Genomic DNA, 16123 nt, shown 5'->3' with positions numbered 1-16123 from the left:
AACATGAGTAAAGAGCAAACAAAGCAACTGCACAAAGACGTCGCGCCTTTCGCGAAGTCCGATCTGAAAAAGAGCATTGTTCAAATGATCAACACGATTCCACCAGTATTTATTCTGTGGTTCTTGGCTTACCAGAGCCTGAGCGTATCTGTAACTCTAACGGTAGTGTTATCAATCGTTGCAGCGTTCTTTGTAGTTCGCACATTCATCATCTTCCATGACTGCACGCACGGTTCATTCTTCCGCAATAAGAAAGCGAATAGCATTGTAGGAACAATCACTGGCGTCTTGACATTATTCCCGTATGAAAAATGGAAAAGAGAGCACTCGATTCACCACGCATCTAGTTCAAACTTAGACAAACGCGGTGTTGGAGATATCTGGGTCATGACCGTTGAAGAATACGAAAATGCTTCTAAGTTCGAACGTTTCAGCTACCGTGTTTACCGTAACCCTATTGTGTTATTCGGATTTGGACCTTTATATTTGGTACTAATCGCAGGTCGCTTTAACCGTAAAGACGCGCGTAAGAAAGAGCGTATGAACACATATTTGATCAATATTATTCTTATTGCAGTCTATACAGTATTGATCGTAGCTATTGGCTGGAAAGCATTCTTGCTGATTCAAGGTACGATGATGTTCACGGCTGGTGCCCTTGGTATTTGGTTGTTCTACATCCAACATACATTTGAAGATTCTTATTTCGAAGAGGAATCGGACTGGGATTATGTTAAAGCAGCAGTTGAAGGAAGTTCATACTATCAATTGCCACGTGCTCTACAGTGGGCAACAGGAAATATCGGATTCCACCACGTGCATCACTTAGCACCACGTGTACCAAACTATAACTTGGAAATGGCGCATGAATTAACTCCGCCACTACACAAAGCAACAACGATTACATTGAAGACTAGCTTTGAATCATTGCGTTACCGCTTATATGATCCAGCTAATAAAAAATTCATCACATTTAAAGAAGCAAAACAATATGTACCAAAAGAAAAGTTATCAATTGATTTAAAACCGAAACGTACACGCTTATCATAAAATGGCGGGAGAAGGAGTAATCCTTCTCCGCCTTTTTATTTTGCGTAAATATCTCGAGAGAGCTAGACAAGTAAATATTTGTTACAATGAAATGAAAAGGATGGCGATCAGAACTGATGTATAGTTGGTATAGTATATTTCCAAAAAGCCCATGGCTCAGTATTTATGCTTGGGTTGTATTTTGTATATTGCCTTTCTTTTTTATTTTACGAAGCGCGTCTCCATTTAATTTAACGATTGGCGTTATATTATTAGTGTTATTTTTCCTTTCTTACTATTTCTCCGCCAGGTCCAAAAGTGGTCTTATGTATATGTGGATCAGTTTTGAAATCGTTATTTCGGTCGTCATGACATTATTATTTGGTTATGTCTATTTATCTTTGTTCATTGCATTTTCCATTGGCAATATTAGAAGGCCAGTCGGGTTTTTCATTATTTACGGATTACATATTGCGATTTTAATTGCAGCAATTGTTGCAGGATTCTTTCTTGAAATTGAGTTGTTTTTACCACAAATCCACTTTGTCATTATTACGGTTATTGGCGTAGTATTATTGCCTTTTAATCTATACAATCGACAAAAGCGGGACTTACTGCAAGATCAGTTAGAGATTGCCAGGGAACGGATATCCGAGCTAATGATTATTCAAGAACGCGAGCGAATTGCACGGGATCTCCATGATACGTTAGGACAAAAGTTATCGATGATTGGTTTGAAAAGTGATCTAGCTTCTAAATTAATGGATCGAGATATCGAAACCGCAAAAGCAGAGATTCAAGATATACGTCAAATATCCAGTACTGCTTTAAAAGAAGTACGCGTTCTCGTCAGTGGCATGCGACGAGTGAAGATTAAAGATGAACTGGTTCGAGTTCAACAATTGCTAAAAGCAGCTGAAATTGAAGTGGAGATAGAAGGCAATCCAAACTTCCCTGACATGTCTCCTATTGTAGAAAATGTACTAGTTATGTGTTTGAAAGAAGCGATCAATAATGTAGTGAGACATAGCTATGCAGAGCGATGCTATATCCAATTTGAACACACAGAAAAATCATTTGTAATTAAAGTGAAAGATAACGGAATTGGTATAGCGAAAGACGGGGCAAACTTACCGGGTAACGGACTGGATGGTATGAAAGAACGATTGGAGTTCGTTAACGGTAAATTATCGGTTACGAGTGACAATGGGACGCAGCTTAAAATTTCCGTACCTGCTGTCTTGAAACAAATAAAGGAGGGATGAATATGATCCGCATTGTAATCGCAGAAGATCAAGGAATGCTGCTCGGTGCGCTAGGGTCGTTATTGAATCTGGAAGAAGATATGGAAGTGGTGGGCAAGGCCAAGAATGGTCAGGAAGCCATAGATTTAGTTAAAACCCTTCAGCCGGATGTTTGTATTATGGATATAGAGATGCCTATTAAAACGGGCCTCGACGCTGCAGAAGAACTCCAAGACTTAGATTGTCAGATTATCATTTTGACAACTTTTGCACGAGCAGGCTATTTCGAACGGGCACGTAATGCCGGAGTCCGTGGATATTTACTAAAAGATAATCCGATTGAAGAACTCGTAAAATCTATTCATTCCATTATTGAAGGACGTCGTATCTATGCACCAGAATTAATCGATTTAGCCTTTGATATGAAGGAAGAAGAGAAAAATCCGTTGACCGAGCGGGAAGTGCAAGTACTGAAGCTTGTGTCAGAAGGAAAAACTACGAAGCAAATTGCCGCGGAGTTATTTTTGTCCCCTGGGACCGTTCGAAATTATGTATCGACAATCTTGGACAAGCTCGGTGTACGCAATCGCATAGAAGCGATTACGCTCTTTAATGAAAAAGGTTGGTTTAGTTAAAATCAATTTCTGAGTTCGGCGAATAATGACGGATGAATCATGCAAAATCTCTATAAATATGGCAAAGTCGCTATGTTATACTGAGGCTGAATTTATTATAAGGGGGCGACACGACGTGAATGATCTTATGCGAAATGAATGGCTTAAGAAACTGCCTTTGTTGCAAAAGGTGATGGAAAAGCAAGAGGTGTTATGGTGTAATCCTTTACTAGAATCCGTAGCTAGCGGACTAATGAAAACACGCGTATCAGAAGACGATATAAAGGATGCTAGTCAAAGGTTAGAGCGTTTCGCCCCTTATTTGGCAAAAGTTTTTCCGGATACTCAGGATGGCATAATTGAATCTCCTTTGACAGAAATTAAGCAAATGAAGTATGCACTTGAATCAATGTATAAGACAGATATTCCGGGTAGACTGTTGTTAAAACAGGATAATGCGCTTCCGATTTCAGGTTCCATAAAAGCGCGTGGAGGTATTTATGAAATACTAAAACATGCTGAAACATTGGCTATTGATCATCAGTTGCTCGATTCTACGAAAGACTATAGTCAATTTAATGAGAAGGCATTTAGTGAGCTGTTCGGGAAACATAAGATTGCTGTAGGTTCGACGGGCAATTTAGGACTTAGTATTGGAATCATGAGTGCAAAACTTGGCTTTAATGTCACTGTACATATGTCGGCAGATGCTAAGCAGTGGAAGAAAGAGTTATTGCGTTCAAAAGGCGTTATTGTAGTGGAATATGCTGATGATTACAGTAAAGCGGTGGAAGAAGGTCGACGTCAAGCGGATGCAGATCCAATGTGTCACTTTGTCGATGATGAAAATTCTATTGATTTATTCCTAGGCTATGCAGTGGCAGGGGAACGAGTTGCGTCACAATTAAAATCACAGCAAATCGTCGTGGATAAAAATCATCCCTTATTTGTCTACTTACCTTGCGGGGTGGGAGGAGGTCCAGGCGGCGTGGCATTCGGACTAAAGCTAGCATTAGGCGATCATGTTCATTGCTTGTTTGCCGAACCTACTCATTCACCGTGCATGATGATTGGTATGATGACGGGAATGCATGATCAAGTATCCGTGGCGGACTTTGGATTGGATAATCAAACAGCAGCCGACGGATTAGCGGTTGGTACAGCATCGGCTTTTGTCGGAAAAACGATAGAACCTTTCTTGACGGGATGCTATACGGTAGGGGATCAGACATTGTTCAAATTGTTGAAAGTGCTCGCAGACAGTGAAGACATTTGGTTAGAACCTTCCGCACTTGCTGGTATGACAGGTCCTGTACACGTAATAAAATCTAAACTCCCGTTAGCCAATTCTATAAACGCTACACATCTAGTGTGGGGAACCGGTGGAAACATGGTACCGAAGGAAGAGATGCAGCGCTATTATAATCAAGTGAATAAATAATACACGGTATTTCCCGGGAAATCGACAAAAGATCCGCAGAGATTCTTCTCTGCGGATCTTTTGTCGTAATTCACTTTAAATCTTTAAATAAATTTAACTTTAAAAGTCTAGGAGCTAGTAGCAGACCAATAATAGTGCCGCTAACTGTTGATACGAGAAACGGTGGCAAGAAGAAAAATGCAGTCACCGTAGTGCCCATTAGAATCTTTGCGTACGGAACAGCAAATAAAGGCGCAATCAAACCAGTACCGATAATTTCTCCAACGCCTGCACTCCAATTCTTATTAAATCGCTTGTACAGAACACCCGCCAAAAAGGCGCCAATCATACCGCCTGGAAATGCAAGCAATGAACCAGTTCCTGTCAATATACGGACCAATCCTGTCACGAAAGCAACGGTAACAGCTGCTGCTGGCCCCATCACAATAGCGACAATCACATTTACCGCATGTTGAATAGGATAGGCCCTAGCAATGCCAGCCGGAAATGAAACGAATGCAGAGCCTGCGACTGCAATTGCGACGAACATCGTCATGAAAATCATTTTACGTGTATTCATAGCAACCTCGTTTACTTTAGAGTAGAATGGATCGTTTTTGAAATAGATTTTGCAGTTTTTTGTGGGTCGGCAGCGGAGGCAATGGCAGATACTACCGCCACGCCATCTGCACCTGCTTGTATAATAGACTCCGTAGTATCTAGCGTAATCCCACCAATTGCTACCATTGGCATGTCGGGAAATGCTGTATGAATTTTTTCCACTAAGTTTGTTCCGACAACGTCTGAAGCATCCAGTTTAGTTGCGGTTGGATAAATGGGGCCAAGGCCTATGTAATCGGCACCGATCGACTGTGCGAGTTGAACCTCAGTTGCGTTATGCGTCGAGACGCCAAGCCATTTATCAGGTCCTATACGTTTTCGAACACTGTCTGCCTGTTCATCGTCTTGTCCAACGTGTACACCATCCGCGTTAAGTGCTAATGCCAAATCTACATCGTCATTAACTATAAACGGTACACGATATAATCTGCATAATGCCTGACACTTTCTTGCGAATCCAAGTAAAGCATCGCCCGTTAATGCACCGTTACCTTTTTCGCGCAACTGGAAACACGTAACGCCGCCACGAAGTGCTGCTTCCAATACAGCTAAGGGTTCATGGTTTTTTACGTTTGGCGTACCCATGACAAAGTATAAGCCCAATGCTTTCCTCACTTCTACTTGTCGCATCAGAGCATCTCCCTTTTTAACTGTCCATAAGCCCAATGATTTGTAGGACCATGACCTGAGCCAAGTTGTAAGCCATTTTCAATTGCTGCTTGAATGAATTGCTTTGCCTCGGCTACTGAATCGGGTAGAGAATAACCTCTTGCAAGAAACGCCGTCAAAGCAGCTGCAAACGTGCAACCCGTTCCATGTGTGTCTTTCGTTTGGATCCATGGGGTAGTGACTGTGAATGATTGTCCGTCCGCATCAGCATAATAGTCTTTCGCATCGAGCACGTCACTGCGATGTCCACCTTTTATGACCACAGCATTTGCACCGAGCTGGATAAGTTTTTCTGCTGCTAGTTGAATCTCTTCATCAGTACAGATCTTCATGTCTGTCAGTACTTCTGCTTCCGGAATGTTTGGCGTTATCACAGTTGCAAGTGGTATTAACTGTTCCTTCAGCGCCTCAATTGCTTGTTGTTGTAATAAAGAATGTCCACCTTTAGCAATCATCACAGGATCGATCACTAATGGAATAGGTGGATATTCTTTTAATAAAGAGGCGACTGCTGTAATGATTTCGGCTGAAAATAGCATACCAGTCTTACAGGCTTTCACGTCAAAGTCGTCGAGTACGGCTTTCATTTGTGCGATTACACCGTCAGCTTGTACCGGATACACATCTTGTACACCTAATGTATTTTGTGCGGTTACTGCCGTAATAGCGGAAGTGCCAAATACACCGAGCTCTTGAAAAGTCTTCAAATCAGCCTGGATTCCCGCACCACCACCACTGTCTGATCCTGCAATAGTCATAGCTACTTGAATTGTCATTAAAAAACCTCCTATCTTTTACACAAAGTATGTTTTTGTTTCGCGATCTAAAGAATGTAAGATATTTAAGAAGTTCATCGCAAAGTCACCAGGACCTTTGGAAATCTGCGCCGTTTGTTCTCCAGCACGCTTATAAAATGAAAGTGCATCTGCTGCTGCTTCCATAGGGCTCTCTATTCCAACCGCTAGAAAAGCACCGACGACTGAACTAAGTAAACAACCAGTTCCAGTAATCGTCGTCATCATTGGATGTCCACCTGTAATAGATACTGTCGTGTATCCATCAGTAACGATATCCACTTCGCCTGAAACTGCTACTAGACAGTTATGCTTGCGTGCTGTCTGTTTTGCAACGTCTTCAATGTCTGCTTGTCCTTCTCCAGCATCTACTCCTTTGGCGTTCCATGGAATATCTGCAATTGCCGCCAACTCCCCAGCATTACAACGAACTAATGTGACGTCTACTTCGTCTAAAACTTTGAGAACACTTGCTTTACGAAAAGGCGTTGCACCTGCCCCAACTGGATCCAATACAACAGGTTTTCCGGCTGCACGTGCACTTTTCCCTGATAGAATCATTGCGTCGACCGTTTGTTGTTTTAACGTTCCAATATTTAGAATGCTACAAGCGGCGATTCTCGCGATATCTTCCGCCTCTTCCACCGCATCGGCCATTACAGGAGATGCGCCTATTGCGAGTAACCCGTTAGCTTGGAAGTTGGCTACCACAAAATTCGTGATGCAGTGGACAAGTGGTTGCTCTTGTCGCAGTTGTTGAATAAGCTGCATGTTTCTTTTCCCCCTTATAAAGGTATATATACAAAAAGCCCATACTAGGATGGGCGGTTGGGTATAAAAACTACCCACTTCCCTCCGCTAGGTTGTCCTAGATCAGGTTCAAAGGGTTTGCATAATTGCATCTCAGCCAAATGTTGGCACCCCTAGTGGTGACTATGTATCAGACAAGCTAATTATATCATATAGATGGGTTAGGATAAAATGATCCTGCAATAAACAGATTGACAAGTATGAAAATGAGTGTTTGCGCTTAGGTGGTCAAGTATAACCGTATGCTAAACGTTACATAATTATCTGAAGAAGTCTTATCTTTTTCAGATGAAATGGATATAAAGGAGTAGATCGCAAATGGAGAAATTATTCGAAATTCAACAAATGGACCATTCATTGGATAATATATCGTTTACGTGGAGTGACATAGGTGGTTATTACCGTGTCTATAAAAATGACCGACAAGTATATGAAGGAACAGCTCCGAAGTTTTCGGATGGGGAGTTGGATCCGTCACATCCTTTCCAATACACGGTGGAACGAGTAGCGGAAGGACGGGTTCAAGATGTAATTGTTATCCAGACATCTGCCCTGACTGAAGTACAGGAAGATGAACATCCTTTGCAACGATTAGTCATCACAACGATTGCCGCTTCATCACAAATTGCTCTGTCATGGGAGTGGATCAAAGATGTGGAGAAGTTCGATATTTACCGCAACGGTCAATATCTCGAAACAATTACGGATAATCGTTTTATTGATCGTGAGATAAGTCCTTCGGAAGCAGTAGTATATAGCGTCTCGGCAACGTGTCCGTTGATTGACAGCAATCAGAAAATGAATGTCAGTAAATCGATCGCATCCAAAGTGTATGAAGTGATTATGCCTCCGAATCCGAATAATAAACCAACAGAAGAAGTCTATACTTTTTCTGTACGTGTAAAGCAACGGGATCAATTGCTTACACCGATTGCTGACAGAAAAAAAGTAAATGAAGTGAAGCAATGGAAGTTCCGCTATGCAACGTTTTTAAAAGAAGATATCATAAAAAACCCGAATCTCTTTTCACCAATTCCATATTTCACAGGTGATGATCGAGATTTCAACCCAGAAGGAAAAAGCTTCCGTACCCGTGTGGACATAGAAGGAGAGTTTATCGGAGGCGATAGCACACTGCAATTTACGAAAGCCACTGGACCTTCAATTGGCATGAATTATATGAAACGATATAAGCGCCATGACCATGCGTCTGTAGACGGTATAGAAATTGAGCGATTAGAAGGGAAATCGACTGAAGTTCTTTTTGCAATCAACCATGACGTAGGTAATCCACTAACCGCTTCACCGCCTATTCATTATGAAGTGAAAGCGCATTTAGACCAGCAAGGAAACCTAGACCTAGTTGGCTATCATAACGATGCGCCACATCATGAAGTATATTTAGCGCTTGATGACGAGGACTGGCGCTCGTTGCACCGTACTGAAAGTGAAGGCTTAGCGTATTTGACAGGTGTGCTGGGAGATAATTATTGGCGTTACATGACATGTAATTAACAATAAACCGCCGCAGTCCATAGTGGATTGTGGCGGTTTAATTGATTAGTTCTATTTGATCGTTTCTTGAAAACTCTTTCGGTCTGAATTAAGCTTGGTGACCCGTACGTTCAACTTACTGATCGATTCCTCTGTTAGTTCAATTCCTCCGTCTTGCTCATATTTCTTCCACGTCTTCAAGTCTTTTCTGTATAAATGTTCGGAAAATCGATAGATATCAATGTTTTTTTCCATAGCCTCTTTGTATGTCTCTAAAATTTGTTTAGATATCTCTTCCTCCAATCTTTTTTTGATTTCTTTTATCGAAATAGAACCTTCCTTTGTACTTAATGATGCTTCGATATCTACTTCCACATTAAATTTCACGCCGTTTTTATTGATAGGTGTAATGGTCGGTTTTACTTTATCGACTATTATGGATACATGATCATCGCTCTCTGTCTTGAAAGAAATTCGACCACGTTTAGTTTTCTTCGTCATCCACTGCAATCCTCTTGCGCTAGAACCCGTAATAAATCCTTTGAAATGGTGGCGTGAAATGGACGCTATGCCTGATAAAACAGGTGCTGCAACGGACTCTTTTGAAGACTCCCAATTATCCTTTACGTTGATAAGAGGGATTGCCGCTTCGTGTCCCGGCTCGTCCAAACCGATAATCAGCTCGCGTATATTCGTAGGATAGACAAACGATTCTTGTTCGTAGGAATTGTCTGGATCACCCAGTTTTGATAAGGTAAGTGCTTTGTTAATAACAGGGCGGACCAGCAACACGTCCTGCACCGGATCTTTTGTGGCATATAACCAAATTTGATAGCGCGTCTCTAGATACCGTGTAATTCTGTCAATGACTGCATTTAATTTTCCATGCTCCAACACCTTTTCCGATACAACAATGTAAGAAGCATGTCCCCAAAATACCTGCTGGTCAACGGAGTGGTACAGCTGGGCAAGGGCATCATCAAATGTATCGGCCTTTGCAAATCCTACTTCGGCCTGAGGGATGTCACTCACGGGTTGTTCAGATTTTGGTGTATTGGCAAAGTCGATGATCTGTATATATATGTGAAATTGATTGTCTACATAATCAACACCCAAGCCGTTGACATACAACATTCGCTCGGGTTCTCTCATATCCCAGCAACCCGCCAGTAATAACGTCAGACAAAGTGTTGCGAACAACGCAGTTTTTTTCATTCTCCCGTTCCTTTCTGGCGAGTTTTATCCTTTGGATGCAATACATCAGGTCGCTCATTATATTGCTCAGTAGGTAGGCGGAACAATGTCTTTTTAATATTTTTCCACTTGATGTCTGTTGAAATACTTAAATAAGGGACCCCGAATGTATGGATAGTTGATAAATATAAAAGGGTAGCAAATAAAGACACATAAAAACCAAATAAACCCATCAGTCCGGTAAGTAAAATAAAAAATACGCGTAACGCACTGACAGCTGTAACGAGTGATTGATTAACTAAAGTATAGACCGCAATTGTAGAAGTGGCGATCACGACAATCATAGCGGGACTTGTTAAACCTGCGCGTATTGCCGCATCTCCAATAATCAATCCACCTACAACTCCAATCGTACTTCCGATTACGGTTGGCAGACGTAGACCCGCTTCTCGAAATAACTCAAATAAGCCGAGCATCAATAACATTTCAAATATAGAAGGAAAAGGTAGACCTATGTTTGCCTGTACGATGGTTGCCAATAATTGAATAGGTAACTGATCTTGATGAAAGGAGGTGAGTGCAAGCCAAAAAGCGGGTAACAGTAAACCAATTAATAAACTGCCGAGACGAAGCAATCGTTGGATCGAACTTTGGAGACTTGGAAACTCAAAATCCTCGGAAGTTTTCATTAATAAAAACAAGCTGATCGGAGTGATGACGGCGTAGGTTACGCCGTCCACTAGAATAACGAAGCGACCTCTCGCCAATGACTGGATTGCATTGTCAGGACGTCCCGTATAGTCAGATCGGGGAAAGAGCAAGGCTTTTTTGTTCACTAACTCCATCAATGCATCACCACTGAACACAATATCCGTATTCACTTTGCCTAGCTGTGTACGCAATTGGTTTAATGTATCTTCACTGGCAATATCATCGAAGTACATAAGTGCTACAGAAGTTTTTGACCGAGCGCCTAATTCGAACTTTTCCACGCATAAAGAATTGGTTGGAAGGCGTTTTCTAATGAGTGCAATATTAACTGAGATATCTTCAATAAAGTTATCACGAGGTCCTTTAACCGGAACTTCTAAACGGGTTTCTTCAGGTGACCGATTTGGTTTACTTTCAATATTACCAGCCACAACTAATTGGAGCTCTTCAAAATACACGAGCACATGCCCCGTATACACTAGCGTAATTAGTTCTTTTTCTGTTTTTGGAATCTGAAGTTTTGGTATATATAAAGAAGAGCAAAGAACTTGCTCACTTATGCTTTCTTTATTGTCATCATATAATTTGCGTACATTTGGAATCACGACTTCATTCAATAATTGTGCGTCGAACATTGAATCGCATGTGATGAAATAGACTGTATGTGATTGAAAAGTATAGGGCTGGAACTGTATATCACTAGAACGTAGAAAAAGTTGCTGTAGTGAATCCAGATCAATGCTCATATCAGGAGTTCTCATACTATATCACCATTTCCTAATAGATTAGTTCGGCTGTTTTCTTGATTTCCTTCCTGAGCGTTTTGCAGCGAAGACGAGAAAGAGTGTTAGAAGAAACAAGAATACAAATGTGCCGGTTAAAACATAATCACCTTTGATTTTAAGAAATACATGGTCACTCACTAAAAGTAAAGACACGCTCATAAAGAAGAGGGCCGGTAAGATGATCTGTGAAATCCTCTTCTTATCATTGGTCATTCCTAACAGATCAATTGCAATGAAGAGTAGCAAACCGATACGAATAAAAGCGCCTGTTAGCCATTGATAAATGGAAAGGAAGTCTAAGTGTTCAAAAAAACGACCAATCGAGACAAGTCCCCATTCCTCATAAGCAGGATAAAGTTGCTTTGTAGCTTCTTCCGGTCCGAACTCTGTAATAGCGCCAACGAGGGGGCCTATCGTCAGCCCGAGCAAGATGAGCATCATGACCGCAAAATGGTACCAGCGAAACGGACTTTTCACGCGATGCTGAATGAAGAGAAGTAACGAAAGTTCTATAAATCCCGAAGCAGGATAGACAGCGGATTTGAGGACAGGTTGTACGCCGTGTTCTAAAAAAGGTTTTAACATGTTGTAATCTTTCACTTGCAAGTTAGTAAACGCTACGAAAAATCCCAAAACGACTACACCAAATAACACAATTGCATTGACGGTGACGATGGATTGTAAATTAGCCATCGCAAGCAGAACGCATAAGACGTTAAATGTCAGCAATAATAAAAACAGGGGAGTTTTCGGTAAAAAAGTGGCGGCAATCCACTCCAACATCTCGACCATTGTAAAAGTAGACAAAATCAGCAGAAATATCGCTACCATGTATCGGATGACGGCTGATGGCACCTTGCCAACATTATCAGTGAGCCACTTCGCCAAATGTTTCCGTTCGGACTTTTTATGGATGTAGATAAAAAGAAAGACAAAGGGAAAGATAGCAAGAAACGCAATTATGACTGATATCCATCCATCTCTACGTGCATCCTCCAACAATGAAGGAATGATGGTCACATGATTTTTTAGTCCAATAACCGTCATGGATAAAAACACCACATGCAAAACGCTGATAGAGCCTTTTTGATTCATAGGAATCCCTTCTTAACTAAAGTAGTTTTCTTTAGCATTACCTAAAATGTACAGTTTTATAATCTTTATAAGCGGATTAAAATAGAGCGATTATTAAACACACAACAATTTGTATGAACTATAAAACTATTTGATTGAAAGCGCTTACCGAATAGTTTAGAATAAAAGATAGCTTATGAAAGCGTACACATCAGGAATAAAGTGAAACTATGTTTCGTATAATAGCTTTGCGTGCATAACAGTTGCGCTTAAATACAAGCAAAATAATGAGAATAGGGAGTGTGACGCAGTATGGTACAAGCTTCAGAAAATCTAGTTTACGCAAATCCAAATACAGAAGGTTCAAAGGTTCAGTTCAAAGAACGCTATGAAAATTTCATTGGCGGCAAGTGGACGGCACCAGTCAAAGGTCAGTATTTCGATAATTCAACACCAGTGACAGGTAAAGTGTTTACTCAGGTAGCGAGATCTACAGAAGAAGACATTGAACTAGCTCTGGATGCAGCTCATGCAGCAAAAGACGCGTGGGGAAAAACATCAGTCACTGAACGTTCAAATATTTTGCTAAAAATTGCAGATCGTATTGAAGAGAACTTAGAAATGCTTGCTGTAGCTGAAACATGGGATAACGGAAAAGCCGTTCGTGAAACATTAAATGCCGATCTTCCGCTAGCAGTTGACCATTTCAGATACTTTGCTTCTGCAATTCGCGCGCAAGAAGGCGGAGTCAGTCAAATCGATAACGACACAGTAGCTTATCACTTCCATGAGCCACTAGGAGTCGTAGGTCAGATCATTCCTTGGAACTTCCCTATTCTAATGGCAGTATGGAAACTTGCTCCGGCATTAGCGGCAGGAAATTGTGTCGTGCTAAAGCCGGCTGAACAAACGCCTGCATCTATTTTGGTATTGGTTGAATTAATCGAAGACTTACTGCCGGCAGGTGTGCTGAACGTAGTCAACGGTTTCGGACTAGAAGCAGGAAAGCCATTAGCTTCCAATCCACGTATCAATAAGATTGCATTCACAGGGGAGACGACAACAGGCCGTCTGATCATGCAGTATGCTTCTCAAAACTTGATTCCGGTTACTTTGGAATTGGGCGGAAAATCCCCGAACATTTTCTTCGAAGATGTAATGGCGGAAGATGATGCATTCCTTGATAAAGCAGTTGAAGGTTTCGTAATGTTCGCATTAAACCAAGGAGAGGTCTGTACATGCCCATCTCGTGCGTTGATTCAGGAATCCATTTACGATAAGTTCATGGAACGTGCACTTGAGCGTGTTAAAGCGATCAAGACAGGAAATCCATTAGATCCAACGGTCATGATGGGTGCCCAGGCATCGACTGAGCAACTAGAGAAGATTCTTTCTTACCTAGATATCGGAAAGCAAGAAGGTGCAGAATGTCTGACAGGTGGAGAGCAAAATAAGCTCGAAGGTGATCTTGCAGAAGGTTATTATGTGCAGCCGACTGTATTTAAAGGACATAATAAGATGAGAATCTTCCAAGAAGAAATTTTCGGTCCTGTAGTTGCAGTAACGACGTTTAAAGATAAAGAAGAGGCGCTAGAAATCGCGAACGATACATTGTATGGACTAGGTTCAGGTGTGTGGACGCGTGATATGAATACAGCGTACCGCTTCGGTCGCGGGATTCAGGCAGGACGCGTATGGACGAACTGCTATCATGCATATCCGGCACACTCTGCTTTCGGTGGCTATAAAGCTTCGGGTATCGGCCGTGAAAATCACTTACAGATGCTAGCTCATTATCAGCAGACAAAGAACATGCTAGTTAGCTACGATGAAAGCAAACAAGGATTCTTTTGATCGAATCTATCTGGAGGATCCGCAGTGAATGGAGGAATTCCTATGCCAGATCGAGTAGTCGCAACAGAAGAAGCATTGGCTCTTATAGAGTTGTTAAAAGATAAGCACGGTCCTCTGATGTTTCATCAGTCCGGGGGTTGCTGTGATGGATCTTCTCCGATGTGTTACGAAGATGGTGATTTAATTGTCGGTAACCAAGACGTATTGCTAGGGCACATCGGTGGTATGCCATTCTATATGATGAAAAGTCAGTTTGAGTATTGGAAACATACACAGCTAATTATTGACGTAGTCGATGGACGTGGTGGAATGTTTTCGCTCGAGGGAGTGGAAGGGAAACGTTTCCTGACTAGATCACGGGCCTTTTCTGACGAAGAATATAAAGAATTAACTTCATGAAAAAAAGCCTTCCGTAACGTAGGAAGGCTCGGACTGAAAGCAACTCCAGGAACATTGGAGCTTGTTTTCAGTCTTTTTATCGTATTTGGATAGAGAGTTAAAATCTTTACGAGATAAAACGTTGACGTTCTTCAGGTGAAGGCAACATGCAGGATAATTCCTTTTTGCCGAACCATTTATATCGGTTTGTTGCAATATAGTCGTAGGCAATGTCGCGAATTGCGGGTGGAATGACGATGAATAGAAATGCTAAGTGCCAAAGTCCATCCAATTTTTTCGCAATACGTAAAGCTGCGCCTGATTTTGTATAAGCTTTACCATTTTCAATCAATACTAAGCTATCTACGTTATCAGGAATTTGATAGTCTTTGCGAAGTTTTCTACCTACATCGTCTTGTAAAGAAGCGAATGAAAAATGTTTGTACGGGTCACGTTTAATAATAAATTGCACGCTCGCGTCACAAAAGTTACATTCACCGTCAAATAGTATAATTCTATTTCGTTTCATATAATTTCTCTCCTTCAAAAAATAGGTGATATCGTACTATACCCACATAACGTAAATTTCACTCATGCGCTCTAAACAGAATAGGTTGTTTTATTGGATCATTACTATATTTGGCTGGGCTGGAGTTGCGTCGTGACTCCAACTTTTTACGGTCTGAGAAATCTTTTATTACTACAAACTGTGAATGATAAACAGTCTGTTAATAATGTAGCAGAGTCCTTTATTCCTGGTAATCAAGGATATTATTTTTTATTTTTTACTATTCTATGGCGGTAGCCCGTAACAAATTTATTAGCTCGCATGTAATAGGGTATAAGGAGGTGGAGAAATGAATCAAGGACATTGTGGAATGTCAGGTGGACATCACCAGCAAGGGTGGGGGCACCAACAATATCAGCCAGGTATGCATGGTATGCAAGGTATGCAAGGTGGACAGCAACAAGGATTCCAACCCGTAGTTTGCCCACCGCAGTATCGCTTTAATGATTGCTTCACTAAACAGGAAATGCCATTTATTCATCCGATCGTGAATGTGAATCGACACCACGTGGTTGGTGTGCCACAGCACTACTATACAGAAACTACTGAAGACGTTATGGGCTCTACTATTATGCCAGGAAGAGGACCTGGATTTGGAGGAGGAATGGGACCAGGCTTTGGACCAGGCTTCGGCCCAGGACATGGTGGCGGTGGTTGTCACCGTCGTAGAAGGTGCCGATAAACTTCTATTACTATGAAAAAACCCGCTGTCTCTGTATATTTCAGAGATAGCGGGTTTTTTTCTACTTCAAGCGCCAGACTCTCGGGACGTTTCAGAACTACCCAAAAGGCAAGGAGCGCCTTTGTGGTAGTTCTTCCAACGCCTGTCGAGTCTAGACGGCGCTTTCAGCATTTAATGTTATC

16 protein-coding genes and 1 riboswitch are annotated in these 16123 nt (G+C 41.5%); of the genes, 8 read left to right on the top strand and 8 right to left on the bottom strand.

The annotated features are described in order from the left end of the window. The first annotated feature begins 3 nt into the window (after positions 1-3). The 4 genes from desA (at position 4) to CSV76_RS04640 (ending at position 4328) form a co-directional block, all read left to right on the top strand. Positions 4-1050: a Delta(5) desaturase DesA gene (desA, locus tag CSV76_RS04655; protein WP_085427508.1), complete on the top strand. Its 1047-nt coding sequence runs from the start codon at positions 4-6 to the stop codon at positions 1048-1050. Positions 1051-1166: 116 nt separating this feature from the next. Further along, positions 1167-2294 (top strand): sensor histidine kinase, encoded by a 1128-nt coding sequence (locus tag CSV76_RS04650; protein ID WP_085427507.1) that lies wholly within the window; start codon positions 1167-1169, stop codon positions 2292-2294. Positions 2295-2296: 2 nt separating this feature from the next. After that, the gene (locus tag CSV76_RS04645; RefSeq protein ID WP_085427506.1) at positions 2297-2908 is read left to right on the top strand and encodes a response regulator transcription factor; all 612 of its coding nucleotides are present in this window, start codon (positions 2297-2299) and stop codon (positions 2906-2908) included. Between the two features lie 127 nt (positions 2909-3035). Further along, on the top strand, positions 3036-4328 hold the full coding sequence (locus CSV76_RS04640; protein WP_099624945.1) for a D-serine ammonia-lyase: 1293 nt from the start codon (positions 3036-3038) through the stop codon (positions 4326-4328). A gap of 70 nt (positions 4329-4398) precedes the next feature. On the opposite strand, the gene thiW is transcribed toward CSV76_RS04640, so the two are convergent. The 4 genes from thiW to thiM are packed head-to-tail and all read right to left on the bottom strand — an operon-like array spanning position 4399 to position 7162. Beyond that, the gene (thiW, locus tag CSV76_RS04635; protein ID WP_085427505.1) at positions 4399-4887 is read right to left on the bottom strand and encodes an energy coupling factor transporter S component ThiW; all 489 of its coding nucleotides are present in this window, start codon (positions 4885-4887) and stop codon (positions 4399-4401) included. Between the two features lie 11 nt (positions 4888-4898). Next, positions 4899-5558: a thiamine phosphate synthase gene (gene thiE / locus CSV76_RS04630; protein ID WP_099624846.1), complete on the bottom strand. Its 660-nt coding sequence runs from the start codon at positions 5556-5558 to the stop codon at positions 4899-4901. Continuing rightward, complete coding sequence (gene thiD / locus CSV76_RS04625) at positions 5558-6373, bottom strand: bifunctional hydroxymethylpyrimidine kinase/phosphomethylpyrimidine kinase (protein WP_085427503.1); 816 nt, start codon at positions 6371-6373, stop codon at positions 5558-5560. Before thiD ends, thiE begins: the two co-directional genes overlap by 1 nt. Positions 6374-6391: 18 nt before the next feature. Beyond that, entirely contained in the window at positions 6392-7162 is a 771-nt protein-coding gene (thiM, locus tag CSV76_RS04620; protein ID WP_085427502.1) for a hydroxyethylthiazole kinase, read from the bottom strand. A gap of 62 nt (positions 7163-7224) precedes the next feature. Then, positions 7225-7326: riboswitch (TPP riboswitch) on the bottom strand. A gap of 193 nt (positions 7327-7519) precedes the next feature. Between thiM and CSV76_RS04615 the strand changes: the two genes are divergently transcribed. Then, positions 7520-8716, top strand: coding sequence for a DUF3238 domain-containing protein (locus tag CSV76_RS04615; RefSeq protein WP_085427501.1), 1197 nt, complete (start codon positions 7520-7522; stop codon positions 8714-8716). Between the two features lie 51 nt (positions 8717-8767). On the opposite strand, the gene CSV76_RS04610 is transcribed toward CSV76_RS04615, so the two are convergent. Genes CSV76_RS04610 through CSV76_RS04600 form a run of 3 tightly spaced genes read right to left on the bottom strand, consistent with a single transcriptional unit; the run spans position 8768 to position 12480 of the window. Beyond that, entirely contained in the window at positions 8768-9910 is a 1143-nt protein-coding gene (locus tag CSV76_RS04610) for a Ger(x)C family spore germination protein (protein WP_085427500.1), read from the bottom strand. Next, positions 9907-11346: a spore germination protein gene (locus tag CSV76_RS04605; protein ID WP_233204404.1), complete on the bottom strand. Its 1440-nt coding sequence runs from the start codon at positions 11344-11346 to the stop codon at positions 9907-9909. The genes CSV76_RS04610 and CSV76_RS04605 overlap by 4 nt, the downstream gene beginning before the upstream one ends. Before the next feature lie 39 nt (positions 11347-11385). Continuing rightward, the gene (locus CSV76_RS04600; RefSeq protein ID WP_099624844.1) at positions 11386-12480 is read right to left on the bottom strand and encodes a GerAB/ArcD/ProY family transporter; all 1095 of its coding nucleotides are present in this window, start codon (positions 12478-12480) and stop codon (positions 11386-11388) included. Between the two features lie 291 nt (positions 12481-12771). On the opposite strand from CSV76_RS04600, the gene adh reads away from it, so the two are divergent. Next, positions 12772-14313 carry an aldehyde dehydrogenase gene (adh, locus tag CSV76_RS04595; protein WP_085427497.1) on the top strand — a complete coding sequence of 514 codons (1542 nt, stop codon included), beginning with the start codon at positions 12772-12774 and terminating at the stop codon, positions 14311-14313. Positions 14314-14355: 42 nt separating this feature from the next. Continuing rightward, the gene (locus CSV76_RS04590) at positions 14356-14712 is read left to right on the top strand and encodes a DUF779 domain-containing protein (RefSeq protein WP_085429029.1); all 357 of its coding nucleotides are present in this window, start codon (positions 14356-14358) and stop codon (positions 14710-14712) included. 106 nt (positions 14713-14818) lie between these two features. Here the strand turns inward: CSV76_RS04590 and CSV76_RS04585 are convergent, their stop codons facing one another. Continuing rightward, positions 14819-15220, bottom strand: coding sequence for a thiol-disulfide oxidoreductase DCC family protein (locus tag CSV76_RS04585; protein WP_085427496.1), 402 nt, complete (start codon positions 15218-15220; stop codon positions 14819-14821). Between the two features lie 328 nt (positions 15221-15548). Here CSV76_RS04585 and CSV76_RS17520 point away from each other — a divergent pair, with 328 nt between their 5' ends. Further along, positions 15549-15941, top strand: coding sequence for a hypothetical protein (locus CSV76_RS17520; protein WP_199173033.1), 393 nt, complete (start codon positions 15549-15551; stop codon positions 15939-15941). Positions 15942-16123: the final 182 nt, after the last annotated feature.

This window comes from Sporosarcina sp. P17b, from assembly GCF_002743115.1.
Lineage (GTDB): Bacteria > Bacillota > Bacilli > Bacillales_A > Planococcaceae > Sporosarcina > Sporosarcina ureae_C.
The sequence above is the reverse complement of the archived record's forward strand: the minus strand, read 5'-3'. Positions and strand labels throughout refer to the sequence as shown.